Raw genomic sequence first — 26,291 nt, 5'->3', positions numbered from 1 at the left:
TTTTTACGAGTGTTAAACGATTACACCCTGGCTACGCAGGTAGTCATCGTAGGTGCCGCTGAAGTCCACGACACCGTTGGCGCTCAACTCGATGATGCGGGTGGCCAGCGAGGACACGAACTCACGGTCGTGGCTGACGAACACCAGCGTACCCGGGTAGTTCTCCAGCGCCATGTTGAGGGCCTCGATCGACTCCATGTCCAGGTGGTTGGTCGGTTCGTCCATCAGCAGTACGTTGGGCTTTTGCAGGATCAGCTTGCCGAACAGCATACGGCCTTGCTCACCACCGGAAATCACCTTGACCGACTTGAGGATTTCATCGTTGGAGAACAGCATGCGACCCAGCGTGCCGCGAACCAGTTGCTCGCCGCCCTGGGTCCACTGGCCCATCCAGTCGAACAGGCTGACATCGTCTTCGAAGTCCGAGGCGTGGTCCTGAGCGTAGTAACCGATCTCGGCGCTTTCGGTCCACTTCACTTCACCGCTGTCTACCGGCAGTTCGCCAACCAGCGTACGCAGCAAGGTGGTTTTACCGATACCGTTCGGGCCAATGATCGCCACGCGCTCGCCGGCTTCGACCTGGAAGCTGAAATTCTTGAACAGGGTATTGCCATCGAAGCCCTTGGAGACGTTCTCGACGGTAACTGCCTGACGGTGCAGCTTTTTCGTCTGCTCGAAGCGGATGAACGGGCTGACACGGCTCGAAGGCTTGACTTCAGCCAGCTGGATCTTGTCGATCTGCTTGGCCCGCGACGTGGCCTGCTTGGCTTTCGAGGCGTTGGCCGAGAACCGGCTGACGAAGGTCTGCAGCTCGGCGATCTGGGCTTTCTTCTTGGCGTTGTCCGACAGCAACTGCTCGCGCGACTGGGTCGCGGCGATCATGTACTCGTCGTAGTTGCCCGGGAACAGGCGCAGCTCACCGTAGTCCAGGTCGGCCATATGGGTGCAGACACTGTTCAGGAAGTGCCGGTCGTGGGAAATGATGATCATGGTGCTGTTACGCGCCGTGAGGATGTTTTCCAGCCAGCGGATGGTGTTGATGTCCAGGTGGTTGGTCGGTTCGTCGAGCAGCAGCACTTCCGGGTCCGAGAACAGCGCCTGTGCCAGCAGCACGCGCAGTTTCCAGCCTGGGGCAACTTCACTCATCGGGCCGAAATGCTGCTCGAGCGGAATGCCCAGGCCCAGCAGCAACTCACCGGCACGGGACTCGGCGGTATAGCCGTCCATTTCGGCGAACTCGGTTTCCAGCTCAGCGACGGCCATGCCGTCCTCTTCGGTCATTTCCGGCAGCGAATAGATGCGGTCGCGCTCGGCCTTGACCCGCCAGAGCTCTTCGTGGCCCATGATCACGGTATCGATCACGGTGAATTCTTCGTATGCGAACTGGTCTTGACGCAGCTTACCCAGGCGTACGTTCGGCTCCAGCATGACTTGGCCAGCGGATGGCTCCAGGTCGCTGCCGAGGATTTTCATGAAGGTCGACTTGCCACAGCCGTTGGCGCCGATCAGGCCGTAACGGTTGCCGTTGCCGAATTTGACCGAGACGTTCTCGAACAGCGGCTTGGCGCCGAACTGCATGGTGATATTTGCGGTGGAGATCAAAGGGCTTACCTATCAATAACTTATGTGATGCTGATGTCGCCTGGGACCAGATTGGGATCAATCTTCAACGTTTCCAGTTCGTTCCAATGGGAGGTCGAGTTGATCCATCGTGCATAAGTCGACAGAAGCATCTGCACGCTATGACCAAGCTGTTGGGCGATAAAGGCGGGGTTGAGGCCAGACATTGCCGCTATTGTCGCATAGGTATGACGGCAGTTGTACGACGGCCGATAACGAATCCGCAGTTCCTTCATCCAGAGCTGCTGTGTTTCCTGCTGCTAGGAAACGGCCTGGCACGTCTGCCTTTGTGCTGCAGCACTGGCATCAGACGGTTCACTTGAGTATGGATCGATCTCTTTCCACGAAAAGGCTTTTACAGGACGGGCAGATCCCCCCTAGGCGGATTTTTCGCCCGAAGCGATGTTTGCACTTTTTGCAGATAAAAAAGTAGGGTGGGCCAGGATGGAAATGGGTCACCGCTATTTGCTCTTTCTGAGGGTCAAACTGAAGCTTCCCTTACCCTGCTGTGTCGTTGACGCGCCGGCACCCTCAGAGCCGCCGAGCGTGTTTTTTTGTTTGCCGCTGAAGTCGCCGTTAGTTTCAAGCTCGTAATCTTTTACCATGACCAGGTAAAGCGTACCGAGAAAGGTCAGCGCAGTGATTGCGGCAATCAGCACTCCGGCCGTAGCGCCTGACATGGCAGCAGTGAGCCCGGCAGCTCCGGCGATTCCCCATCCTAGAGGATTCCAGGCGCTTGCCACACCTATGCCCAAGACGGTCGCACAAGCAATGGCGGTTCCTTTTTTCGCGGTCTTTACTGTTTTGACGTGACGAGCCAGATCAGGGGCAGCGATGTGGATGACCTCAACACGATCCTTTAACGCCTTTTTCAGATCTTCCTTGGTTGTTACCACGCGACTGCTCATGCTGGGTCTTTCCTCCGGCGATTCACTTTGCCATCACGGTAGCTCAGGTCGAACAGGTAAGGCAATTCTCGGGGGTTGACCTATAGGTCCTTTCGTATGACCAGGCAGCGCATCGCTGAAGCTCGAAAATTCCGGCTCTGGCATCCCTCTGGCTTGGCCCAGGACTGTCATGCAGAAACCACCCTGTCTTTGCCCATGCCTTTGGCCTCATACAATGCGCGATCGGCACGCTTGAGCGTGTCTTCGTATGAGCGATCATCCGGCGCTATAGTCGTGACACCAATGCTTGCCGTGACGGCGATACCATCCGCCGAAAACCGGCTCAGCGTCTCTCTAAAACACGCCTGTAAACGCTTGGCGAACTGCACTGCTTGCCCATGGTTGGTATTGGGCAGAGCAAGCACAAACTCATCACCCCCCAAGCGGCATGCGGTATCAGTTTTTCGTAGCACCGACCTACAAATGTTGGCAGCGGCCAGAATTATCTCATCCCCTGCATGGTGTCCTTTTGTGTCGTTGATTTTCTTGAGCCCATCCAGATCAAGCATCAAAATGGACGTCGGCACGGAGTGCCGCACTGATGATTCGTAGTGAAGAGCGAGGTCCTGCTCCAGTTTTCTTCGATTGAAAAGGCCGGTTAGCTGATCGGTATCGCTCAGCTCCCTCAGTCTGACCTCCAGGTTGTGCCTCTCCGAGATATTACTCGCGACCCAGAGCACAACTGCTTCCTCGTCAGCCAGGAAATTCAGGGCCTGGATACGGCCTTCAAACCAGATCGCTTCTTTTGGGCCTTCATCGGATAAGCCTTTCACATCCCTATTGCTCAGTTCGTACTCTTCGATCAATAGCTCTCGCGACTCGAGCGCCCTGTCGATCTGTTCGAGAAACCAGCTTGCCTTCTCAGGCTTGACCAAGTCTGAAATGTACTGGCCGACAAGGCAGCTGCCATCGTGGTAGTAGCGATTATCACGGCCGCCGAACACGGCGACATACTTGCCGCTGCGGGACAGGATGAAAGCCGGGTCCGGCAAAGCCTCCAGAATCAAAGCCATTTGCTCAACATTGATCATGAAGCATTTCTTCTAAGTCATTAGGTGGTAGCACATTAATATGATTGGAAAAATTTGGCACGGGTTTGAGCTTGGTCTGTCAGGCAGACTGCAGTTCAGGTCGAGAGGATCAACATGCCTGGCGCCTTGGTGATTTATTGGTTTTTTCATCCGGGGATCATTAAAAAGAAAGAATCATTTTTTCTTATCTGCGGGATAGCTATAGCATCAGAACGAAACTGTGTTTTGGTTTAGTGGCCAACAGCTCGGCGCTTGAGAAGGCCTGATTAATCCCGGGTGACGATCGGTAAGGGGAGGGCGGTGTTCGTTCGGCAGGATGCCGCAGAGCAAGGCAGAGCGATACCAATGCTGATACCAAACTGTATGTTTTGATGGGGGCAGCGGGGGATTTGGCCCAGCAAAATCAACGCCTAGCCACCCGCTGTAAGGCTTCCGGTCGTGAATGCCCAGTTTTGCAAGCAGAGGTCGCCCTTGGTGGGGGCGACCTTCACAGGTCGAATTCCTGTTTCACGCGCTACACGCCCAGGCTCTCAATTCAGTGATCGCCTTCATGGCCTGGCCGCACTCGCGTCTTCCACAGTGACAACAATACCCCACCGGTGAGTAGCCCAAGTGTGACGCTTAGCGATAGTGCAGCAGGTACCTTGCCTATGATGTCGTGTAGAAAGATCTTCGCGCCAATGAACACGAGCACTAGAGCCAAGGCGTATTTCAGGTAGGCAAAACGATGAATCATCGCGGCAAGTGCAAAGTACAGTGCACGAAGGCCCAAGATGGCAAAGATATTTGATGTGTAAATGACAAAGGTATCTTGGGTGATTGAGAAAATGGCGGGAACACTGTCAATGGCAAATACCAGATCGGCACATTCAATCAGAATCAACGCCAGGAACAAGGGTGTAATCCAGAGCACCTTCTTGCCAGTCTTGTCCGCTTGACGAATGAAGAACGAATGTCCGTGAAGGTGCTCTGTTATGCGCAGATGGCTGCGCAGGAATTTGACGAATCGATTGTTCTCCAGATCGGGTTGATCGTTAATCGACGCAAAAAGCATTTTCACACCCGTGAACAGCAGGAAGGCGCCGAATATATAAAGAACCCAGCTGAACTCGGCGATCAAAGCTGCGCCCAAGGCGATCATGATGGCCCGGAGCACGATCACACCCATGATTCCCCAGAACAGTACGCGATGCTGAAGTGCCCGGGGAATGGCCAGGAATCCGAAAATCAATGCGATGACGAAAACGTTATCCATCGAGAGCGACTTCTCGATCAAGAAGCCGGTCAGGTAATCCATACTGGCGTCGGCACCCTTCTGGAAGTAGACCCAGACGGAGAAAAGCAAGCCCATGGATATGTAGCCCGCCGACAGTAACAAACTCTCCTTTACATTGATTTCTCGGTGTTCGCGATGCAGGACGCCGAGGTCAAAGGCGAGTAATGCGATGACGATCGCAAGGAAAGTCAGCCAGAGCCAGGCGGCAGTGCCCAGCACATCAGCGAAGATGATCGAATGTAAGACAGTCATGAGCCTCTCCTGTTAGTCGTAGTTTTACCAACTATGACTCCGACATGGCGGCTGCATGCCGTCAGAGTGGCCCGGCGTCACTGATGACAGACTAGAAATAACCGCTTTGATTCTTCAAGCGCTGTTTTTTTGCAAAGTGTATCCGTGGCGGATGATCGGTGGGTATACGGCACAGGAAGGCTTTCCAGGACCCTGGGGTACAGGGCATTAGCGCCTAAATGCAGGGGGGGCAGCCAGATCGCTGCCTATACTCCAGACGAGCGAGCAAGCCTGGGGGTTGCACCATGGATCTGACCGAGATGATGAAGGCGGGTGAGCAGCTTCTAAAAAGAGCCCTTGAGGCTGTTTGCGCGTATCACAAAGCTAGAGATTCTTCGACGCCACCTGAAGAGGTTGAGCGTCTTCGCCTGGAAGCCGAGTCGCTGATGCGGGCCGTGCAACACTACCAGCAGCGCGCACTGGGGGTATCTGGGAAGGGGCCGTATCCTTCGCCGCGCTCCGGATCTGCGGCATCGTAACCAGGAATTATCAGCAGTTGCGAGGCTATAGTGTGGTGCTGATTAAGGGGATAACACATGAAGTGCTTGATCTGTTCTGCAGACGCGCGGGAAGTGGACTCTGAAATGGATGGCATTGAGCTCGTATGCCCGGAGTGCGGGCACTTCGGGGTTTCATCCCTGATCATGAAGCAGAGGGCCATGCGGGCGTTTGATGTCGAGAGAACTCAGACGTTTCTTCATTGTGAGCGTGAAATCAACCCTGATCGAATACCGTTAATCAATAGCGAGACGGTCATTTGGGCGTAGCGTGGGACCGGTCGTCGAAAGATAATCAAGCCGATGCTAGCTGGCTAGAATCTAGTGGGGGGATCACGTCAACGTAACCTGAAAAATCAGGAGGCTTACGATGAACAGAGTACCCTCACTGGCATTGCTGGTGACAGCCGGCTTGCTCTCAGGCGTGGCAACAGCGGGTGATCATCAGGTGGTCAACGTTGCTCTGAACGCCACTCAGTACAACACCGGCCATGTGGCATCAGCGTTGTTGTCGTCAACGACAGGAAACAGGACAGGGCTTTCGATTGTTTTGGGCGGGGTGCCAAGCGGTACGGCATTACCTGTACACATCGACACGTACATCTACTCAGGGACGTGTGAGCGCATGGGGCCAAAGCCGGTCTATGAGATGAATCAGTCGATGACGACAAGGTCTATGTCGTCGCCAATGCGGCTGTCCACCATAGCGCCTGTTTCACTCGCCGCGCTTCGCTCCGGTGGCTATGTCCTGGTCTTGAGGGCCGGCCCGATGGACGGGAGTGTCAATCTCTTTTGCGGCAACATCACATGATGCCTGAACCGGCAATCGCAACAACCTGATGCTGAACGGCAACGCTGTAACGCCGAATGCCTACCGCCAGTCTCCACACGCATTCAAGCCCTGGCGAGCAAAAAAAAGCCCGCTAGGGGAGGCGGGCTGATGTGGAGTTTCCAAAGGAGCAGTTGCGACCTTAGGCGTTGGGCTGTGAAGGCTGCGTGAAAGTGATGTAATCGAAAAGTCAGCAGTCACGCCGTGGGCTAATAGCCGCTGCCGGCTATCCGCCCTTGCTAGACCTTTGGTGAGGTCACAACCCCGCCGCTTTGATCTAAAGTGCCGGCTTTTGCTCAAGGTGCGCCATGCAGAAGACAGTCGTCGCCGCGATGATCAGCGTGCTCCTGGCGGGATGCTCATTGCCAGTGGCCCTCACGCCCAATTCCCCAACGATTTCAGAGCACTCGGCAAAGTCGCCGGACGACTATAGCGCGTGTGTCATGGGGCGCTGGCAGCAACAGCAGCATGCTCAGGTGGATCGCAAGGCGATCTCCAGAGGCTATGAGCTCAGCGTGTCAGGCAGCGTGACTGCCAGTGACTACCTTGAGGTTCATCGGCAAGGTGAGGGCAGCCTGATTTCCTTCTATGAGGGCGCGCCTTGGCATACGTCGGTTAAACGTGCTGTGTACGAGTGCCTGTAGTTCCCCGTTTGCAAACCTCCGTCACGGATTGGCTTGCCTGAGGCGTGAAGGCACGTGTTCAGGGCGGGCTATGCTTGAAGTAAATAACCCCTTTCGGCCTTGGTCAGGTTCAGCTCGCGTTCGAGGAGCAGATCATCGATTCTTTACCGTTCTGGATTGTCTTCGTGAAAACCTGAGCCTCGTATCAGCAGGAGGGGCGCGGTGGGACGCTTGCAGCGCGTTGCGCGTAATGAACGGGGCCGGGATTTCGCGGTCGGTGATATTCACGGCCATTTTCGGCGGTTGGAGCAGGCACTGGCATTGATTGGCTTCGATGCCAGCAGGGACCGTCTGTTCAGCGTGGGCGATCTGGTCGATCGCGGGCCAGACAGCGAAGAGGCGCTTGCCTGGTTGCAGCGCCCCTGGTTCTTTGCCGTGCAGGGCAATCACGAGGCACTTGCCGTGGCCCATGTTCAAGGACAGTGGCTCGATGTTGAATTGTATCGGGCCAATGGTGGTGCCTGGTTCCTGGATAGCCCCGCCGCAGAGCAGGCCCGATATGCCGAGCAATTTGCCCGCTTGCCGCTGGCGTTGGAGATCGACACGCTTGCTGGCCCGGTCGGTGTGCTGCACGCCGACTGCCCGAGTCCCAGTTGGCAGGCGTGGTGTGATCAACTAGCTGTCGGTCCGGTGAAAGCTGCGCAGGACATTTGCCAGTGGTCACGTCGGCGCTTGCAGCAGAATGACCCGACACCTGTCGCGGGTTTGCGGGCGCTGATTGTCGGGCATACGCCAGGGCCATCAGTGCGGGTGCTCGGTAATGTCTGGCATATCGATACCGGCGGCTGGTTGAACGGGCATTTCTCTTTTCTGGAGTTGGCCACGCTTGACGTGAGGTCGGCCAGGCGAGAGTCTTGAGGTTTTTGGAGTGGCCCATGGACCTTTCGAGCCTCTTGCTGTTTGTGCCCGCCTGCTTTGCCTTGAACATGGCGCCGGGGCCCAACAACCTGCTGTCCCTTAACAACGCCAGCCGCTACGGTCTGCGTACCGCTTGCGTGGCGGGTGCCGGTCGCCTGCTGGCCTTTGCCGGGATGATCGCCCTGGCCGCGACCGGGCTGGCCGTGGTCTTGCACGCCAGTGAATACCTGTTCCTGATGATCAAGGTGCTGGGGGCGGCCTACCTGTTCTACATTGCCTGGCAGCTCTGGCGGGCGCCGGTCGGGCAAGACGGCGTGGCCGTCGAGCGCGATGCCGGTACCCTGCGCCTGGCGCGTCAGGAGTTCTGGGTCGCAGCTGGCAACCCCAAGGCCATTTTGATCTTCACCGCGTTCCTGCCACAGTTCGTCAATGTGTCCAGCGACACTGCAGTCAGTGAACAGTTTGCGGTATTGGGTGGCTTGTTCCTGCTGCTGGAATGGCTGGCCATTGCCATTTATGCCTGGTTGGGGGCGTACATGCAGCGCTGGTTCAGCCAGCCGGCTCGGCGCCGGCTGTTCAACCGGGTCAGTGCGTCGTTGCTTGCCTGCGCAGGTGTTGGTCTGCTGGCTGCTCGCCGCGCGTGAGGCCCGCTACCACCTCACACGCAAGCCGAGGTTGGCGCCGACCTGTTCCTGTTGGCGGCTGTCGAGGTTGTAGCCGTAATCCAGGCTGGCGTACACGCTGAGGGATGGGCTTGGCTGGGCGCTGAGGCCTGCGCCGACATCCATCCAGGTGCTTTTGTGATCTGTCTTGATCGCATCGGCAGCGTCGAAGCTGACGCTGTCGCGCCCGCCGAAGCTCTGCCAGACGTTACTGCGCAGGTAAGGTTGCACGGGTACTCGACCGGCCTGGAAATGGCCTTTAAGGCGTGCGCCCACGCGCGCGCTGATGTCGTGCTGGTTGTCGTAGCTGATCCGTGAGATCCCATCATTGGCACTGTGCAGGCTGACCGACTGGACGATCAGTTGTGCCTGCGGTTCCACCACCCAGCGGCTGTTCATGGGCAATGGATAGCCGCTTTCCAGCGAGCCGGTAATCGTGTGGCCGTTCAGGTCCAATGTGACGCCGCGATCTGAGCGGGTGCGACCGTCCAGGTCGGTGTACTGCAGCACGCCATCCAGGTACCACTGTTGCGGGCCGACCAGCGTCCAATAGGCGCCTATGCTATCGCCATCCAGGCGCACGTCACCGACGTGATTGTCGGTGAAACCCAAGGCAAAACCGCTGATATCACCCGTGAGCCGGGCATGACCGAGGTACAGCCCCAGGTGGTGGCGATAGCCGTCATTGTCGAGCGCGGCATACAGATCATGCCCCACCTGATAGCCGCGCAGATCGCCGTCAAGGCTCGGGGTAACCGTACCAGACCAACGTTGCCGCAGTTGATCACCAACAGTTCGCGCCCAACCGGCGGCAATCGGCCCGGTTTCGTTGAGCAGGTTCTGTTCACCCTGGCGCTCATGGAACGTACTCAGGGTCAGGCGCGGCAGCAGTGCAGCTGAACGGCTTGCTGCCGCATACAGTGGCACCTCTGCGCGGTACAGGGGGATGCTCTCACCGGCGATCGCTGTCGGTAATGCCGGGGTTCCAGGGGCCGCGACCGGCACACTCAGGGCTGGCGGCGCCTCACCCGGCTCCGCCGTTGTAACGGGGGCGATCACGCTCGAGCGCAGGTACCAGCTGTTCTCGCTGCCCGCCGTGACGCCGCCTTTGAACAGGTAGTACTCATACGCACCGGCAGACAGCGACGAGCCCAGGCGGAAGGCATCGGCGCTGCTGGTTGCGCCGGCTGTCGCCTCAACCACCTGTATCCCGTTTTGGGCAGTTTGCGCGCCAACGCCGTTCAGGTTGTTGACCTGCAAGGTTGTGGTGCCGGAAACGCTGCCTTCGCTGACGATCAAGCGGTCGGAATGGGCTGCATCGCTGGCCAGGACGCTGTTGAGTCTGAGAACCCCATTGAGCCCGATGTAATCGCCGGTCAGTGTCAGGCGCCCTTGCGCATCGCTGCCACCACTCAGGTCGACCAGCCCTGCATTGTTCAGCGTGGCGTGCTGCCCGGCGGCCAGTGGCGCTACGGCGCCGCTGTGTGACAGCAACTGGCTGCTGGAATCGATGTTCAGCACGCCAGTGCCACTGTTTGTATCGCCCAGCAAGAGGGTATCGTTCAAGGTGAGCGCTGAGCCACTATTCAATGACACGGTCTCCCATCCCACATAACGAGCGCCGCCCTCCGGGCTGCTGGTGTCGAAGATCAGGTGGTCATTGCCATCGCCGCCATCAATCAGCCGGGTAGTGGCCAAATGTGTTTCATCAAGGTTGATCAGCAATGCCTGATCATCATCAGGGCCGGTTTGCACGCTGCCGCGGATTACACCGCCGTCTTTCCAGATGAAGCGGTCGCTACCGAAACTCAGCAGTACGTCGCCACCGACCTCGCCGCCGCTGATGGTCACGTTGTCGGCACCCCCGCTGAGACTGATGTTGCCGCCGATGTTGCCATTGCTGAGGAGTATCGTATCGTTGCCGAAGCCGGCCACCAGGTTGCCGTCGATGCTGCCCCCGGACATGTCGAACAGGTTGTCGTCCAGTTTCATGTTCACGCGGCCAATCCGGCCACCCGTCATGATGGCGTAGTCGCCATCCTCGAACGCGCCGACGATGCGCCCACCGCTCATGAGAAAGGTATCGAGGCCATCGCCTTGGGTGAGTGATTGGATCTGTCCTCCGTTCATGACGAAGGTGTCGATACCGCCCCCTTGGCCGACGTTGCCCGCAATGGTGCCGGAATCAATCTGCACCCGATCACGTCCAGCGCCAAAGGTCACGTTGCCCGTAATACTGCCGGTGCCATCCGTGGGCATCAGCAGGCTGTTGTCGCCTGAGGTGTCGGACAGCGATGCAGCGATGCCACTGTCACACACGTAAGCATCGTCGCCACTCCCCGGGGCGAAGCTGCAGGCTGCAAAAGCGGCGTCACCCAACAGGGGCAAGGCCCCGAGGGTCATGAACCAGCGAAATTTTCGCATGCTTGAGTACCTCAATGGCGCACGTCTGTGTGCTCCAAGGGGTATAACCCAATGGCCGAAACTGACAACTGACAGAAATGACAGGTGGTGAACGGTTACCGCGGCTCGCCGCTGGAGAGGCCCGGGCTGGGTTCAGTCGCGGAAGAACACCTGCACCAGGTGGTAACCGAATTTACTCTTGATCGGCCCGTGCACGGTACGCAGGGGTTTCTTGAAAATGACCTGGTCAATTGCACCGACCATCTGCCCGGGGCGCACTTCGCCCAAATCGCCGCCGCGCTTGCCGGAAGGGCAGGTGGAGAACTTTTTGGCCAGCACGTCAAAGGCTTCGCCCTTGGCAATGCGTTGCTTGAGTTGCTCGGCCTCTTCGGCGGTTTTGACCAGAATATGGCGGGCCTGTGCTTTCATGGCTGTAGGTACCTCTGTGACGCCTGAGAAAAGCGCCGATTATGCCTCATCGCGCAGCTCTGCGCGGTCGCGAAAATGTGCCAGTGCTTCGGGGTTGGCCAAGGCATCGGTATTTTTCACCGGCTGACCGTGAACCACATTACGTACTGCCAGTTCGACGATCTTGCCGCTGATGGTGCGTGGGATATCGCTGACCGCCACAATCACTGCGGGTACATGCCGTGGTGTCGTGTTGGCACGGATGGTCTGGCGGATGCGTGTTTGCAGGGCATCATCGAGGACGATACCGTCGCGCAGCCGGACGAACAGCACCACCCGAACATCGTCCTGCCAGTGTTGACCGATGGCGACGCTTTCCAGCACCTCGTCGATCTTTTCTACCTGACGGTAGATCTCAGCCGTACCGATGCGCACACCGCCGGGGTTGAGTACGGCGTCGGAGCGGCCGTGGATGATAATGCCGCCGCTGGCTGTTTCCTCGGCATAGTCGCCTTGTGCCCATACACCGGGAAACTGGCTGAAGTAGGCCGCCTTGAAACGCTCGCCCTGCGGGTCGTTCCAGAACCCCAACGGCATCGCCGGGAAGTGTCGGGTGCAGACCAGCTCGCCTTTTTCGCCAATCACCGGGTGGCCCTCATCGTTCCAGACTTCTACCGCCATGCCCAGGCTCTTGCACTGGATCTCGCCACGCCTCACGGGCAGGGTGGGGTTGCCGATCACGAAACAGGAGACGATGTCGGTACCACCCGACATCGACACCAGATGCAGGTCGTGCTTGAACGCGCGGTACACGTAGTCATAGCTCTGCGGTGACAACGGCGAGCCGGTGGACAGTAGCAGGCGCAAGCGCTCCAGACGGTGGCTGAGCTGCGGTTGCAGGCCTTCATGCTCCAGTGCAGTCAGGTACTTTGCGCTGGTGCCGAACACGCTGATTGACTCGCTGTCGATCAGGTCGAGCAGGCGTCCCGCGTCAGGGTACAGCGGTGAGCCATCGTAGAGCACCAGTGTCGCGCCCAGGGCCAGGCCGCTGACCAGCCAGTTCCACATCATCCAGCCACAGGTGGTGTAGTAGAACAGGGTGTCGTCCGGGCCAAGGCTGTTGTGCAGGCCATGTTCCTTCAGGTGTTGCAGCAGCACACCGCCGGCCGAATGAACGATGCACTTGGGCACACCGGTAGTGCCACTGGAGTACAGGATGTAGAGCGGGTGGTCGAACGGCAGGGGGGTAAACGTCGGTGTACCGCCTGGCTGATAGAAGTCGTCCCACAGGCTGACCTTGGCCGCGCAGTGGAAGTCCGCAGTCTGCGCTTGCGTGCGGGTGTACGGCAGCACCAGCACCTGCTCAAGGTTTGGCAACTGGGCCAGTACTTCGTTGATTTTATCGGTCTGGTCGATGTCTTTGCCGGCGTAGTGATAACCCGCGCAGACGATCAGCAGTTTGGGTTCGATCTGGCCAAAGCGGTCGACAATGCCATGGGTACCGAACTCTGGCGAGGAGCACGACCAGACGGCGCCCAGGCTGGTGCAGGCGAGCATCGCCACCAGGGTTTGCCAGGTGTTAGGCAGGCAGGCCGCGACACGGTCGCCGACACCGATACCGATCGCCTTGAAACTGCGCTGCAGCCCTGCAACCTGGGCGGCCAGCTCCGTGTGGCTGAGGGTGAAACGGCTGCCGTCTTCGCGCAGTGACACCACGGCGCAGTTGTCACGGCGGAGGTCGTCGCGGCGCAACAGGTGCTCGGCGAAATTCAGGGTCGCGCCGCTGAACCAGCGAGCATCGGGCATGTGTGGGCCTTCCTCGAGCACTTGCCGCGGTGGCTGATGCCAGCGCACCTCGAACGTGTCGGCCAGGGCCTGCCAGAAGGCCTCGCGCTGCTCGATGCTCCAGCGGTGCAGGTCATGATAGTCGTCAAGGTGCACCCCATGGCGACGGTTGATCTGCCGACGAAAGGCATCCATCGGGCTGGCCTGGATTTGCGCCTCGGTCGGGCGCCAGAGCACCTCGTTCATGCCATGTCCTCTTTGTTATCGTCCTGAGAACAGTGTATTCGCGAACCTCGGGGCTGACAGCCAGAATTGCTGTGTTGGCCGCAGCCCGCCCGGCAAAGCGCCTGCCTTACTGGGCCAGCCAGCCGCCGTCGATGTTCCAGGCGGCGCCGCGAACCTGGCTGCCAGCCTCACTACAGAGGAACGCTACCAGCTCACCCAGCTGTTCGGGGGTGACGAAGGCCAGTGACGGCTGCTTCTCGGCCAAGAGATCGTGTTGCGCCTGCTGCGGATCGATGCCACCTGCGGCGCGGTCGTCGATCTGCTTTTGCACCAGCGGCGTCAGCACCCAGCCAGGGCAGATAGCATTGCAGGTGATCGGGGTCGTGGCGGTTTCCAGCCCAACCACCTTGGTCAGCCCGATCACCCCGTGCTTGGCTGCAACATAGGCGGCTTTACCCACCGAGCCGACCTGGCCATGCACCGAGGCGATATTGATGATCCGCCCCCAGTTGCGTTGGCGCATGCCCGGCAGTGCCAGCCGCGTGCTATGGAACACGGCCGACAGGTTGAGCGCGATGATCGCGTCCCAGCGCTCGGTGGGGAAGGCCTCAACCGGCGCGACGTGTTGGATGCCGGCATTGTTGACCAGGATATCGACACCCCCGAACTCGCGGTTGGCATAGGCGAAGAGGTCTTCGATCTGCTGCACATCACTCAGGTCGGCGGGGTGGTGGCCCACGCGGGTGCCGTGACGGGCAACCTCGGCGATGGCCGCACTGGCGTCACCGAAGCCGTTGAGTATGAGGTTGGCACCGGCCTGGGCCAATACCTGCGCGATCCCCAGGCCAATACCACTGGTAGAGCCGGTCACCAATGCGGTCTTTCCGTTGAAGTTCATGTTGTGCTCCTTAAACGATGCCCGTGGCGTAGAAAGTGGCGATAACCACGAATACCGCCAGGGTCTTGATCAGGGTAATGCCGAAAATGTCCTTGTAGGCTTCGCGGTGGGTCAGCCCGGTGACTGCCAGCAAGGTAATCACCGCACCGTTGTGCGGCAGGGTGTCCATGCCACCGCTGGCCATCGAAGCCACGCGGTGCAGGACTTCCAGCGGAATGTTCGCGGCGTTGGCGGCAGCGATGAATGTCTCCGACATGGCTGCCAGGGCGATGCTCATGCCGCCGGACGCAGAACCGGTAATGCCTGCCAGCAGGGTGACGGTGACGGCTTCGTTGACCAGTGGGTTGGGAATGCTCTTGAGCGCATCGGCCAGCACCAGAAACCCCGGCAGCGAGGCGATGACTGCACCGAAGCCGTACTCCGACGCGGTATTCATCGCGGCCAGCAAGGCACCGTTGACGGCGCTCTTGGTGCCCTCTGCCAGGCGCGTGCGAATGGCCCTGTAGCCGCACACCAGCACCATCAGAATGCCAATCAGCAACGCGGCTTCTACCGCCCAGATTGCGGTGAGCTTGGCGATATCGCTTTGTACTGGGGTGCTCATGCCGGGCAGGCTCAAGCTATGGGTCTTGCCGTACCAAGCGGGAATCCAGTGGGTAAACAGCAGGTTCATCACCCCCACCAATACCAGTGGCGACAGGGCCAACAGTGGGTTGGGCAGGGTCAGGTCGGTGGCGGTTTCGGGCTCGTTGCGCAAATCCGTGCCGTAACCTTCGCCGGCCCTTTGGGCCTTGTTGCGTTGGCGTTGCAGGTAAAGCATGCCGGCACAGAAGACAAACACCGTACCGATCAGCCCCAGCCACGGCGCTGCCCAAGCGGTGGTGTTGAAGAAGGTACTGGGGATGATGTTCTGGATCTGTGGGGTGCCGGGCAAGGCGTCCATGGTGAAGGAGAACGCGCCCAGGGCAATGGTGGCCGGGATCAGCCGCTTGGGGATGTTGCTCTGGCGAAACATCTCGGCCGCGAACGGGTAGACGGCGAAAACCACCACGAACAGCGAAACGCCACCATAGGTCAGCAGGGCGCAGACCAGTACGATCACCAGCATTGCCTGGCGGGTACCGAGGACGCGTATGGCTGCAGCGACAATCGAGCGGGAAAAGCCGGACAGCTCAATCAGCTTGCCGAATACGGCGCCCAGCAGAAACACCGGGAAGTAGAGCTTGATGAACCCGACCATTTTCTCCATGAACACCCCGGTAAAGGCGGGCGCAACGGCAGAAGGGTCTGTCAGCAACACCGCGCCAAGCGCGGCGATGGGGGCGAACAGGATAACGCTATAACCACGGTAGGCAGCCAGCATCAGCAGCGCAAGCGCTGCCAGGGCGATGATTACACTCATCGAGTGTCTCCTTGAGGCATCTTGTTTTTGTTGATGCGACGGAGATAGCGGGATTCGTGCCAGTTTTACAACGTATTGAAATATAAGGGTTTTATTGTTTTCAAGCGCAATGCGAGGCACTATTTTCTCTGAACAGAGACAAGTGATTGGCCTGAGTGCGCTGTGGCGCTGGAAATAAGCCGGATTAGTGCTTTATGGCCACTGTCTCTATAAAGAGATGGTATTTCTCTATATAGAGACAGGTGCTGCGCGCAAGGCCGGCGACGATCACAACCCCAGCGCAACCATTTTCTTGTACAGGGTCGAACGGCCAAGGCCCAGTTGTCTGGCGGCTTCTGGCACGTTGCCTGCGCACTGCGCCAACGTATCGGTCAGTAACTGCCGCTCGAAATCTTCGCAGGCCTGTTTGTAGGTTTTCTGTGGCGCTTGTTGCGCCAGCGGCGCCAAGGTGCCCAAGGCGGCCTGGATGTCGCTCGCGCCGAGTCGTGGATGATCGGCCAGCAAGGTCGCTCGCTCCAGTACGTTGCGCAGTTCACGTATGTTGCCCGGCCAGGCATGCCGGAGCAGCAGTGCCTGGGCCTCGCCATCCAGCTCATGCTGGCTACCCAGGTCTTCCAGAATCGCCTCGCTCAGGGCCGGCAGATCTTCCAGCCGTGCGTGCAGCGGTGGCACATTGATCGGCAAGACATTGAGCCGGTAGTACAGGTCGGCACGGAAGCTGCCATTGGCCATGGCAGCTTCCAGGTTTGTCGATGTGGCGGCGATGATCCGTACGTCACTGCGCATCACCTGGTTGGAGCCAACGGGTTCGTACTCTTTCTCTTGCAGTACACGTAGCAACTTGCTCTGTAGCGGCAACGGCATGTCACCAATTTCGTCGAGGAACAAGGTGCCGCCCTGGGCGATCTGCAGTTTGCCGGGGCGGCCCTTGCGGTCTGCACCGGTAAAGGCGCCTGGCGCCGTGCCGAAGAACTCGGCTTCCAGCAAGGCTTCCGGGATGGCCGCGCTGTTGATGCTGACAAACGCCTTGTGCGCACGCGGTGAGGCCGCGTGAATGGCATGGGCCAGGAGTTCCTTGCCGGTGCCGGTTTCGCCGAGCAGCAGCACCGGTGAATCGCTGCCTGCACCGCGTCGGGCACGGCGTTTGATCTCAAGGGTTGCCGCGCTGGTGCCAATGAACTGGGCGAAGCTGTACTTGGCCTGGCGCGCCTGCAGCAGCGAGCGGGTCGAGGCCAGTTCCTGCTGCATGCTCGAATAGCGTTTGAGCAATGGCGAGAGGCTGCGCAGCTCATCAAACAAGGCGAAGCCAATGGCGCCGATCACGCCGCCTTTGGCATCCTGAATGGGCAGGCGCATCACCACCAGCGGTTCTTTGGGGGTGTCGAGCATGTCGAGCAGTATGGGGCGCCCGTTGCTGACCACTTCACGCATCAGGGTGCCGGGGATTACCGCTTCGCACGGTTGGCCGATGGCGCTGCTGGCATCCTCCAGGCCAAAGCGGCGGGCATAGCGCTCGTTCATCCAGACGATGCGTGCATCGCGGTCAACGATCACCGTGCCTTCGCTGGATTGCTCGATGATTTCGAACAGCGAGCGAATCGCCAGTAAGCGTACCCGCTGATAGTCCTTGAGGTTGTCGCTGTCGTGCATGAACCGCTCCTTGGGGCCGGGTCAGGAATTATGCACCGCTCAGGCCCGAGGATCGAAGGCTTCGCGCAACGCATCGCCAATGAATACTAACAGTGACAGGATCAGCGCCAGGGCGAAGAAGGCGGTGAAGCCCAGCCATGGTGCCTGCAGGTTCTGTTTGCCCTGGTTCACCAATTCGCCCAGCGAGGCGCTGCCGGCAGGCATGCCAAAGCCAAGGAAGTCCAGGGCGGTAAGGGTCGATATAGCGCCGGTGAGAATGAATGGCAGGTAGGTGAGGGTGGCACTCATGGCGTTGGGCAGGATATGCCGGAGGATCACCAGCCGATCAGGCAGGCCCATGGCCCGTGCGGCCAACACGTATTCCAGGTTGCGCCCACGGAGGAATTCGGCACGAACGACATCCACCAGGGCCAGCCAGGAGAACAGGGCCATGATCCCCAGCAACCACCAGAAGTTCGGTTCGACGAAACCAGAGAGAATGATCAGCAGGTACAGCACCGGCAAGCCCGACCAGACTTCCAGCAGGCGTTGACCGATCAGGTCGACCCAACCACCGTGATAGCCCTGCAGTGCGCCAGCGGCAACGCCAATCAGCGTACTGACGGCGGTCAGCGCCAGGGCAAAGAGGATCGATACTCGCGTGCCGTAGAGCACCCGCGCCAGCACATCGCGGGCCTGGTCGTCGGTGCCTAGCCAGTTGTCTGTCGACGGCGGGCTGGGGGTAGGTTGCAGCAGGTCGTAGTTGGGGGTGTCGGCGCTGAAGGGGATCGGCGCAAAGAGCATCCAGCCACCCTGTTGCGCGATCAACTGGCGCACGTACTGGCTGCGGTAGTCGGGCTGAAAGGGCAACTGCCCGCCAAAATCCTGTTCGGTGTAGCGCTTGAGGGCCGGGAAATACAGGTCGCCTTTGTAGCCCAGCAGCAAGGGCTTGTCGTTGGCGATCAGTTCAGCCCCCAGGCACAGGGTAAAGAGGCCGATGAACAGCCAGAGTGACCACCAGCCACGACGGTTGCGCCGAAAACGCTGGAAGCGCCGAAGGGCAAGCGGTGAGGGTTTGAACATCATGCGTTCCTCGTCGCGAAATCGATGCGCGGGTCGACCAGGGTGTAGCACAGGTCGCCCAGCAGGCGGATCAGCAGGCCGAACAAGGTGAAGATGAACAGCGAGCCGAATACCACCGGGTAATCCCGAGATACGGCGGCTTCGTAGCTCATGCGGCCAAGGCCATCGAGGGAGAAAATCACCTCGATCAACAGCGAACCGGCGAAAAATACCGTGATCAGTGCCTGCGGAATGCCGGCCACCACCAGCAGCATGGCGTTACGGAACACATGGCCATACAGCACTCGCCGCTGGCTCAGGCCCTTGGCCCGGGCGGTGAGTACATAGTGGCGGGTGATTTCGTTGAGAAAGGCGTTCTTGGTCAGCAGGGTCAAGGTGGCAAAGCCGCCGATCACCAAGGCGCCGACCGGCAATACCAGGTGCCAGAAGTAGTCGGCCACTTTGCCCAGCAGGCTCAGCTCGGCAAAGTTCTCCGAGACCAGGCCGCGGACCGGGAACCAGTTCAGTGAGGTGCCGCCGGCGAACAACACGATCAACAGCAGGGCGAAGAGAAAGGCCGGCAAGGCATAGCCAATCACGATCAATGTGCTGCTCCAGGCGTCAAAGGCACTGCCATGATGCACCGCCTTGCGAATGCCCAAGGGGATGGAAACCAGGTAGGTAATCAAGGTCGCCCAGAAGCCCAAGGACAGCGTGACCGGCATTTTCTCGAGGATCAGGTCGGTGACGTTTGCGCCGCGAAAGAAGCTCTTGCCGAAGTCCAGCCGGGCGTAGTTGCTCAGCATCAGCCAGAGCCGTTCGGGCGCCGATTTGTCGAAGCCGTACTGGCGCTTGATGTCATCCAGTAGCTTGGGGTCCAGGCCACGGCTGGCCCGCGAGCCGCTGTGCAGGGTTTCGCTGCTGGAACCCGGGGCGCCAGCACCGATGCCCTGCAGGCGGGCGACAGCTTGTTCCACCGGGCCGCCAGGTGCCGCCTGGATGATGACGAAGTTCACCAGCAGGATGATCAGCAGGGTTGGCACGATCAGCAGTAGGCGTCGCAGGATGTAACCGGTCATGGGGTGCTCCCGGCCACGGTGCCCTTGCCAAGCCGTTCAGCCATCTGTGCGTTGGTCAGTGGTGTGGGGCTGATTTCCCACCAGGTGTCCAGCGCCTCGTCGTTGCTGGCCTGCACCTTCGGCTGGCCGAAACGGTTCCACCACACGGTAGAGGAGCCCGGTGGATAGTAGTTGGGAATCCAGTAGTGGTTCCATTGCAGCACCCGGTCCAGTGCATGTGCGTGGCGCAGCATGTCCGCCTGGGTTGCGGCTTTTACCAGGCCGTCGATCAAACGGTCCACGGCCGGGTCGCGCAGCACCATGTAGTTGTTTGAACCTGGGTCGTCGGCGGCTGCCGAACCGAAGTAGTTGTACAGCTCAAGGCCTGGGGAGGGCGATACGGGGTAGCCGGTGACGATCATGTCGTAGTCGCGTTCCATCACGCGGTTGATGTACTGCGAGGCGTCGATACGACGGATGTCCAGGGTAATGCCGATCTGTGCCAAGGTTCTCTTCCACGGCAGCAACAAGCGCTCAAAGCCGTTTTGGGCATTGAGGAAGGTGAAACTCAGGGGTTCGCCCTGGGCATTGACCAAGTGGTCGCCTTGAGCTCGCCAGCCCGCCGCGTTCAGCAACGCCAGGGCCTGGAGTTGCTGGGCGCGGATCAAGCCTGAACCATCGGTTTTCGGCGCCTCGAACACCTGGCTGAAGGCTTCATCGGGAATCTGCCCGCGCAACGGTTCGAGCAAGGCCAGCTCTTCTGCATCTGGCGGTTTCGTTGCCGCCAGTGCTGTATTGGCAAAGTAGCTGTTCTGGCGGATGTACAGGTTTCGCATCATCTGCCGGTTGCTCCACTCGAAGTCCCAGAGTAGGGCCAATGCCTGACGCACGCGCCGGTCCTGGAACACGGGCCGTTGCAGGTTGAAGACAAACCCTTGGGCGCTTTGTGGTGCTTCTCGGGCCAGGTGTGCGCGCTGCAGGCGACCGTCGTCCAGTGCCGGGCCGTTGTAGCCCAAGGTGTAGCCGGTGGCAGAAAACTCGCGGTTGTAGTCGTAGCCGCCGCCGCGCAGCACCTGCCGTGCAACATCGGTATCACCGAAGTACTCGATGCGGATCTGGTCAAAGTTGTAGCGTCCGCGATTGACCGGCAGGTCTTTGCCCCACCAGTCGCGATTGCGCTCGAAGGTGACGCTGCGGCCATTGTCGATGTGTGCAATGCGGTAGGGGCCGCTGCCCAAGGGCGCTTCAAAGCCGCCACCGGCTGCGAAGTCGCGGGTTTTCCACCAGTGTTCAGGCAGCACGGGCAGGGTTGCCAGGTCCAGCGGCAGGGTCCGGTTCTGATTGTTCTTGAAGAGGAAGCGCACCTGGCCTGGCTGCTCCACTTCGACCGCGGCAACATCGGCAAACTGTGTGCGGTACTTCAGGTTGCCCTCACGCATCAGCAGCGCGAAGGTGTACTTCACGTCTTCAGCGCGAATCGGCGTTCCATCGGCAAAGCGCGCGCGCGGGTCGAGGTAGAAACGCAACCATAAGCCATCCGGGCCACGCTCCATGCGCTCTGCGACCAAACCATAGACGGTATAGGGCTCATCTTCGCTGCGCACCGCCAAGGGTGCGTACAACCAGCCGTCTACCTGGCTGACGCCGATGCCCTTGTCGATGTAGGGCAACACATGGTCGAACTGGCCGATTTCCAGCGCCGAGCGGCGCATCGTCCCACCTTTCGGGGCCTCGGGATTGGTGTAGGCGAAATGCTGGAAGCCGGCGGCGTAGCGGGGGGCTTCACCGTAGACGGTCAGTGCGTGTGAAGGCGCTGCCAATGCGGCGATTGGCACGAAAAGCAGGGCGAGGACGTAGCAGAATGCTGACCGCATGGAAGGTTGGCCTGATCGTTTGGCGGTGTGTGTCTGTTCGTTCTGACAGTGTACGCAACGACGGCGGGGCAACGCACTGCGATCCTTCCAGGCCCAGTGCCAGGCGCACGACCCACAGGGGCCGTGCGCTGGATGCCGATGACGTTTAGTCCTGGCGGCTGGTGACTTCCAGCAGGTGGTAACCGAACTGGGTCTTCACCGGGCCTTGTACGGTATTGACCGGTGCGCTGAAGACCACGGTGTCGAACTCCTTGACCATCTGGCCAGGGCCGAAGCTGCCCAGGTCGCCGCCTTGGCGGCTGGACGGGCAGGTGGAGTGCTTCTTCGCGATTTCAGCGAAGTCGGCACCGGCTTCGATTTCGGCTTTCAGTTCGTTGCACTTGGCTTCGCTGGCAACCAGGATGTGACGGGCAGTGGCTTTGGCCATGATACAGGGCTCCTTGGCGTTAAAATGGCGAGCCTACAGGATTGCGCCGGGTTTTTCCCGCGCATTCTCGCGCAGTGCGTCGGCGGCATTGGTGAGCAACGTCTCGGTGCTGTTCCAGCCCAGGCAGCCGTCGGTGATCGATACCCCATAGCGCAGTGGTTGCTTGCCCAGTGCCTGGCAGCCGTCGAACAAATGGCTCTCCAGCATGACCGCAACCAGCGCACGGTCACCCTGCAGGCGCTGCTCCAGCACCTCGTTGAACACCTGTGGTTGGCGGGCCGGGTCCTTGCCACTGTTGGCGTGGCTGCAGTCGACCATGATACGCGGCGCCAGGCCGACGCTTTCCAGCCCTTTGCGCGCCTGCTCAATGCTCTGGCGATCGTAGTTGGGGCCCTTGTGACCACCGCGCAATACCAGGTGGGTATCCGGATTGCCCAGGGTCTCGATGATCGCCGGGTGCCCTTGGGCATCGATGCCGAAATGACGATGGCCATGAGCGGCGCTGCGAATGGCATCGCAGGCAATCCCGATACTGCCGTCGGTGCCATTCTTGAAGCCCACCGGCAGGGCCAGGCCACTGACCATCTCGCGGTGTACCTGTGACTCGGTCGTGCGGGCACCGATGGCGGCCCAGCTCAGCAGGTCGTCGAAGTAGCCTGCGGCCATGGGTTGCAACAACTCGGTGGCAATCGGCAAGCCCAGCGCAAGCATGTCCAGCATCAGGCGCCGTGACAGGTTCAAGCCGCCGTGCATGTCATCGCTGCCATCCAGCTGCGGATCATAGACCAGGCCTTTCCAGCCGACCGTAGTGCGTGGCTTTTCGATGTAGGCGCGCATCACCAGCAGCATCTGGTCATCGACGCGTTCGGCCAGATGGGCCAGGCGCTCGGCGTATTCCAGTGCAGATTGCGGGTCGTGGATGGAGCAGGGGCCGACGACGACCAACAGGCGTGGATCGCGGCCTTCGAGGATGGCCTTGACGGCTTGGCGGTGCTGCTCGACCTGTGCGCTGAGCGCATTGGAAAGCGGCAGGTGTTGCTTGAGCATGTGGCTGCTGGGCAGGCGCTGGCTAACAGCGGTATTGGCGGCAACCTGAGGTTGCGGGTGAGTCAGGGGCAGAGCGAGGCTGGACGATTGCATATTCGGGAATCCTTGGCGAAGAGCGGGTTCTGGCCCGCGCAGCCGGCCCTATCGAGGTGTTCGACAGTGGGCCGGATTAAGATCATCTGTGTCGTTGCCACCTGTGTTTGACCGATCGGCGGCGGCTGGCAGGCCCGAACGGAACTGGCTAAATCGCCACGCGATGCAACCTGGGTAACGGTAATAAGTGCTGTAGTTCATGTGCTGTTCCTCAATGTGTGTGGTGTACGACGCCCAAAAACAAAACCCCCGGTCGGGGAGCCGACCGGGGGTTGAGTATTCTCTGTGCCTGGCGTCCCCTTGGAAGTGGGCGCCGGTGTAGGTATCAGCGGCGCCGTTGGCTAAACCAATACCCAAAATAAAAGCTGGCTGGAGCGCAGCTACCGCACTCGGCAATAACCAGCAGCGGCTGCGCGAGGCGACCGGTGTGACGTGCTTGAGTGAGGGTGGTAAGTGACATGTCTGGCTCCAGTTGATGTCCCCGAGCTTACTGTAGGGCGGCCCGCGGATTCAATAGTCTTTTTGCATGAGTGCGATAAACCTGCCCGCTCAGCGTCGCAAGTAGGCGGTAAAGTCGATGTCGCCGGCACTGAGAATCGCCTGCACCCGGTTATGCACGTTGAGCTTGCGCAGAATGGCCGAGACATGGGCCTTGACCGTGGTTTCGGCGATATCGAGGTTGTAGGCGATCTGCTTGTTCGACTCACCCTTGGTCATTCGTTCAAGCACCAGCAGTTGCTTGCGGGTCAGTGCCTGGAGCAGCTCCGGGGCAAACCCCTGAGGCTCGTTCTGGCTACGCCGGCTGGTGTTTTTCTGGGTGCGGATGATGTCAGGCGGCAGGTAGACATTGCCGTTCAGGATCTGCTCGATGGCTTCGGTCATTTGCGACCGTGGTGAGGATTTGGTGATGAAGCCCACCGCGCCATAGGTGATGGCCTGCAGGACCACTTGCTTGTCCTGTTCAGCCGAGACAATGACCACCGGTACCGTGGGGGCCTCGTTACGCAGGTTGATCAGCCCGCCGAGACCGTGCATGCCCGGCATGTTCAGATCAAGCAGGATCAAGTCGAGGTCATCGGCGTTCTGAGTGAGCGCCAGGGCGCTATCCAGGTCGGCGGTTTCCAGCACTTCACTGCCAGGGAAGCCGTCACTGATCACATTGTGGATGGCCTCGCGAAACAGCGGGTGGTCGTCGGCGATCAGAATCTTGTACATGGCTTTGCACCTTATTGTTGTGGTCATGCTCGCAGGCAGGAAACTCAGGGGAAGACTTCGGGTGTTGCAGCGCTCAGTGGCAGCCCGGCGGCCTCCCACGCGTCGATGCCGTCACGGTACCAGTACAACCGGGTGTAGCCCAGCCTGGCAGCACGTTTGACCGCGTTCCAGCTTAGCCAGCAATCAGAGCGGCAATAGAACACCAGTGGGCGTTGCCGGTCGCCAGCGCTCAGGCGGTGCAGGTGTTTCTGGAAGTAGGCCGCCCAGTCAGCGCTCAACTCGCCGTCTCCGGTGTTGGCCAGCCAATGGCTACCGGGCAGGTTGGCATGCGCTTCGCTATCGATGAACTGGCCATGCAACCAGGTGCGGCGGTAGACATCGATCAGCACAGGCCCCGGTGTTTCCCGCAGCAGGCTTTGCAACTGTTTGGTGTCGAGGGTTTGCGCCGGTTCGGCGTGGGCAGGGGTGGGGCTTCGATACAGGGCAATGCGGTAGCCATCGCTGGAAAACAGCGGCGTTTCGGCAAGCACCGGCAGTGCCACGACGGCAGATAGCGTCAGGCAGACGAGGGCGGACATGGCACGCAACATGGTCGGCAGTCTCATTTTTGTTATGCCTTCATTACAGGCCAGTCGTGACGCTTTGTGAATGCGACCATCGACAGCTAAAGCAGTACCAAAGTATTAGATTGTGCGCGTTGTGGCAGCTCTAGCATGAAGGCCTGCGACGACCAACCCACTCACTGCCGGAGGCTGTATGGAGATCTTGCTGGTCGACGACCACCCGATGGTCCGCCTTGGCCTGGCACACACCTTGCGCGAGGCGTTGCCTGAGCTGCCGATTGCCGAGGCGGCCAGTGGTGAGGAGGCCCTGCAGCGGGTGCAGGAGCAACTGCCAGGGTTATTGATCATGGATTTCGACCTGCCCGGTATCAGCGGCCTGGAAACCACCCGGCGCCTGCGTCAGCGCGTACCGCAGTTGCGAATCCTGTTTTTCAGCGAACACACCGAATTGAGCCTAGTGCGACAAGCGCTTGATGCCGGCGCCTGCGGCTTCCTGTCCAAAGCCGTGCAACCTCAGATACTGGTGGAGGCAGTTCGTCGGGTGCTGTCCGGGCACGCCTACATCGAACAGTCCTTGGCGACCCAACTGGCCTGCCAGTCCCACCATATGCAGGCAGGCGACGCACGCCTTCGCGGCCTCACGCAGCGTGAGACGGAGATCTTCCTGATGCTGGCTAAAGGTACGCCGAGCCGGCTCATTGCCGAGCAGTTGTGTATCAGCGCCAAGACCGTTTCCAACTACCTGACCTTGCTCAAGAGCAAACTGCAGGTCAGCTCGCAGGCCGAGCTGGTGCACCTGGCGATTGACGCCGGCCTGCTGCGGATTGCCGCTTAGTCCCACGAAACCGGGCAGCCTTGGCAGGCCTCCATGTTGCTGTCCTGAAAATTCGCATAGTGCTGGCGACTACCGCGCAGGTCGGCCTGTTCCAGGTTGCTCTCACCCAGCTTGGCTTCTTGCAGGTTGGCATCGACCAGGCTGGCGCCCCTGAGGTCGGCTTTACTCAGCCAGGTCATTTCCAGGTCCGCAGCTTGCAGGTTGGCCTTGTGCAGCTTGGCACCGGAGAGTCGACCAAACTCCAGGTAGGCTGCGCTGAGGTTGGCATCGTTGAAATTGGCACCCTGAGCAAAGACCCCCCAGGCTTGCGCCGCTATCAGGTTGGCGCCGCTCAGGTCAGCCAGGCGCAGGTTGCTTTGTTGCAGGCTGGCGCGGGTCAGGTTGGCGCCTTGCAGGTTGGCTTTTTCCAGGTTGGCCAGGTCGAGGCGGGCGTGCCGCAGGTTGGCCCCGCGCAGATCCGCGCCCGCCAGGTTCATCTTGCGCAGGTCCTGATTGCTCAGGTCGGCATTGCGCAGGTCTGCATCGGGGCACTGGCTTTCGGGCTGGATGACGCAGCCGTTGATCGTCAACGGCGTGTCGTCGCCGGTGTCGCTACTGGCGGCGAAGACGGGGCTCATGGCCACGACGAGCAGCAGTGGAAGGTACTTCATGGGAGTCTCCTGGGGCAGTGAGA

At 59.9% G+C, this 26,291-nt stretch carries 23 protein-coding genes and 1 pseudogene; 5 read left to right on the top strand and 19 right to left on the bottom strand.

Annotated features, from left to right (window positions below; genetic code table 11):
- Window positions 1-12: 12 nt before the first annotated feature.
- The 5 genes and pseudogenes from CS390_RS13325 to CS390_RS13305 form a co-directional block, all read right to left on the bottom strand.
- The gene (locus tag CS390_RS13325) at window positions 13-1,602 is read right to left on the bottom strand and encodes an ABC-F family ATPase (protein ID WP_065758321.1); all 1,590 of its coding nucleotides are present in this window, start codon (window positions 1,600-1,602) and stop codon (window positions 13-15) included.
- A gap of 20 nt (window positions 1,603-1,622) precedes the next feature.
- A pseudogene (locus CS390_RS13320) lies at window positions 1,623-1,856 on the bottom strand (site-specific integrase); the annotation flags it as partial.
- 225 nt (window positions 1,857-2,081) lie between these two features.
- Window positions 2,082-2,528, bottom strand: coding sequence for a hypothetical protein (locus CS390_RS13315; protein ID WP_099774946.1), 447 nt, complete (start codon window positions 2,526-2,528; stop codon window positions 2,082-2,084).
- A gap of 167 nt (window positions 2,529-2,695) precedes the next feature.
- Window positions 2,696-3,598, bottom strand: coding sequence for a sensor domain-containing diguanylate cyclase (locus tag CS390_RS13310; protein ID WP_099774944.1), 903 nt, complete (start codon window positions 3,596-3,598; stop codon window positions 2,696-2,698).
- 535 nt (window positions 3,599-4,133) lie between these two features.
- Complete coding sequence (locus tag CS390_RS13305; RefSeq protein ID WP_099774942.1) at window positions 4,134-5,126, bottom strand: TerC family protein; 993 nt, start codon at window positions 5,124-5,126, stop codon at window positions 4,134-4,136.
- Window positions 5,127-6,032: 906 nt separating this feature from the next.
- On the opposite strand from CS390_RS13305, the gene CS390_RS13290 reads away from it, so the two are divergent.
- The 4 genes from CS390_RS13290 to CS390_RS13275 all read left to right on the top strand — a co-directional run bounded on the left by CS390_RS13290 (window position 6,033) and on the right by CS390_RS13275 (window position 8,676).
- Window positions 6,033-6,473, top strand: coding sequence for a hypothetical protein (locus tag CS390_RS13290; protein WP_099774940.1), 441 nt, complete (start codon window positions 6,033-6,035; stop codon window positions 6,471-6,473).
- A gap of 326 nt (window positions 6,474-6,799) precedes the next feature.
- A complete protein-coding gene (locus tag CS390_RS24980) occupies window positions 6,800-7,135 on the top strand; it encodes a hypothetical protein (RefSeq protein ID WP_065758327.1) in 336 nt (111 codons plus the stop codon).
- Window positions 7,136-7,336: 201 nt separating this feature from the next.
- Window positions 7,337-8,032 carry a metallophosphoesterase gene (locus CS390_RS13280; protein ID WP_099774938.1) on the top strand — a complete coding sequence of 232 codons (696 nt, stop codon included), beginning with the start codon at window positions 7,337-7,339 and terminating at the stop codon, window positions 8,030-8,032.
- A gap of 17 nt (window positions 8,033-8,049) precedes the next feature.
- Window positions 8,050-8,676, top strand: coding sequence for a LysE family translocator (locus CS390_RS13275; RefSeq protein ID WP_065758329.1), 627 nt, complete (start codon window positions 8,050-8,052; stop codon window positions 8,674-8,676).
- Between the two features lie 6 nt (window positions 8,677-8,682).
- Here the strand turns inward: CS390_RS13275 and CS390_RS13270 are convergent, their stop codons facing one another.
- The 13 genes from CS390_RS13270 to CS390_RS13210 all read right to left on the bottom strand — a co-directional run bounded on the left by CS390_RS13270 (window position 8,683) and on the right by CS390_RS13210 (window position 24,810).
- A complete protein-coding gene (locus tag CS390_RS13270) occupies window positions 8,683-11,118 on the bottom strand; it encodes an autotransporter outer membrane beta-barrel domain-containing protein (protein WP_099774936.1) in 2,436 nt (811 codons plus the stop codon).
- Between the two features lie 132 nt (window positions 11,119-11,250).
- The gene (locus CS390_RS13265) at window positions 11,251-11,526 is read right to left on the bottom strand and encodes a peptidylprolyl isomerase (RefSeq protein WP_065758331.1); all 276 of its coding nucleotides are present in this window, start codon (window positions 11,524-11,526) and stop codon (window positions 11,251-11,253) included.
- Window positions 11,527-11,565: 39 nt separating this feature from the next.
- Window positions 11,566-13,536, bottom strand: coding sequence for an acetoacetate--CoA ligase (locus tag CS390_RS13260; protein WP_099774935.1), 1,971 nt, complete (start codon window positions 13,534-13,536; stop codon window positions 11,566-11,568).
- A 106-nt stretch (window positions 13,537-13,642) separates the two neighbouring features.
- Complete coding sequence (gene hbdH, locus CS390_RS13255) at window positions 13,643-14,413, bottom strand: 3-hydroxybutyrate dehydrogenase (RefSeq protein ID WP_065758333.1); 771 nt, start codon at window positions 14,411-14,413, stop codon at window positions 13,643-13,645.
- A 10-nt stretch (window positions 14,414-14,423) separates the two neighbouring features.
- Complete coding sequence (locus CS390_RS13250; RefSeq protein ID WP_065758334.1) at window positions 14,424-15,815, bottom strand: GntP family permease; 1,392 nt, start codon at window positions 15,813-15,815, stop codon at window positions 14,424-14,426.
- Window positions 15,816-16,082: 267 nt separating this feature from the next.
- Window positions 16,083-17,465, bottom strand: a complete 1,383-nt coding sequence (locus tag CS390_RS13245; protein ID WP_099774933.1) for a sigma-54-dependent Fis family transcriptional regulator — start codon at window positions 17,463-17,465, stop codon at window positions 16,083-16,085.
- Window positions 17,466-17,504: 39 nt separating this feature from the next.
- Window positions 17,505-18,527: an ABC transporter permease gene (locus tag CS390_RS13240; RefSeq protein ID WP_065758336.1), complete on the bottom strand. Its 1,023-nt coding sequence runs from the start codon at window positions 18,525-18,527 to the stop codon at window positions 17,505-17,507.
- Window positions 18,527-19,585 (bottom strand): microcin C ABC transporter permease YejB, encoded by a 1,059-nt coding sequence (locus CS390_RS13235; RefSeq protein WP_065758337.1) that lies wholly within the window; start codon window positions 19,583-19,585, stop codon window positions 18,527-18,529. The genes CS390_RS13240 and CS390_RS13235 overlap by 1 nt, the downstream gene beginning before the upstream one ends.
- The gene (locus tag CS390_RS13230) at window positions 19,582-21,438 is read right to left on the bottom strand and encodes an extracellular solute-binding protein (RefSeq protein WP_099774931.1); all 1,857 of its coding nucleotides are present in this window, start codon (window positions 21,436-21,438) and stop codon (window positions 19,582-19,584) included. Before CS390_RS13230 ends, CS390_RS13235 begins: the two co-directional genes overlap by 4 nt.
- Window positions 21,439-21,583: 145 nt before the next feature.
- Complete coding sequence (locus tag CS390_RS13225; RefSeq protein ID WP_065758339.1) at window positions 21,584-21,865, bottom strand: peptidylprolyl isomerase; 282 nt, start codon at window positions 21,863-21,865, stop codon at window positions 21,584-21,586.
- A 33-nt stretch (window positions 21,866-21,898) separates the two neighbouring features.
- Window positions 21,899-23,005: a 3-deoxy-7-phosphoheptulonate synthase gene (locus tag CS390_RS13220; protein ID WP_099774929.1), complete on the bottom strand. Its 1,107-nt coding sequence runs from the start codon at window positions 23,003-23,005 to the stop codon at window positions 21,899-21,901.
- A gap of 549 nt (window positions 23,006-23,554) precedes the next feature.
- Window positions 23,555-24,220 (bottom strand): response regulator transcription factor, encoded by a 666-nt coding sequence (locus CS390_RS13215; RefSeq protein WP_099774927.1) that lies wholly within the window; start codon window positions 24,218-24,220, stop codon window positions 23,555-23,557.
- A 44-nt stretch (window positions 24,221-24,264) separates the two neighbouring features.
- Window positions 24,265-24,810: a PQQ-dependent catabolism-associated CXXCW motif protein gene (locus tag CS390_RS13210; protein ID WP_099774925.1), complete on the bottom strand. Its 546-nt coding sequence runs from the start codon at window positions 24,808-24,810 to the stop codon at window positions 24,265-24,267.
- Window positions 24,811-24,976: 166 nt separating this feature from the next.
- On the opposite strand from CS390_RS13210, the gene CS390_RS13205 reads away from it, so the two are divergent.
- Entirely contained in the window at window positions 24,977-25,618 is a 642-nt protein-coding gene (locus CS390_RS13205; protein ID WP_099774923.1) for a response regulator transcription factor, read from the top strand.
- Here the strand turns inward: CS390_RS13205 and CS390_RS13200 are convergent.
- Complete coding sequence (locus CS390_RS13200; protein WP_099774921.1) at window positions 25,615-26,268, bottom strand: pentapeptide repeat-containing protein; 654 nt, start codon at window positions 26,266-26,268, stop codon at window positions 25,615-25,617. The genes CS390_RS13205 and CS390_RS13200 overlap by 4 nt on opposite strands.
- Window positions 26,269-26,291: the final 23 nt, after the last annotated feature.

Origin of the sequence: Pseudomonas sp. HLS-6 (genome assembly GCF_002753995.1) — a bacterium.
GTDB lineage: Bacteria > Pseudomonadota > Gammaproteobacteria > Pseudomonadales > Pseudomonadaceae > Aquipseudomonas > Aquipseudomonas defluvii.
This window is presented reverse-complemented; position numbering and strand designations above follow the sequence as displayed.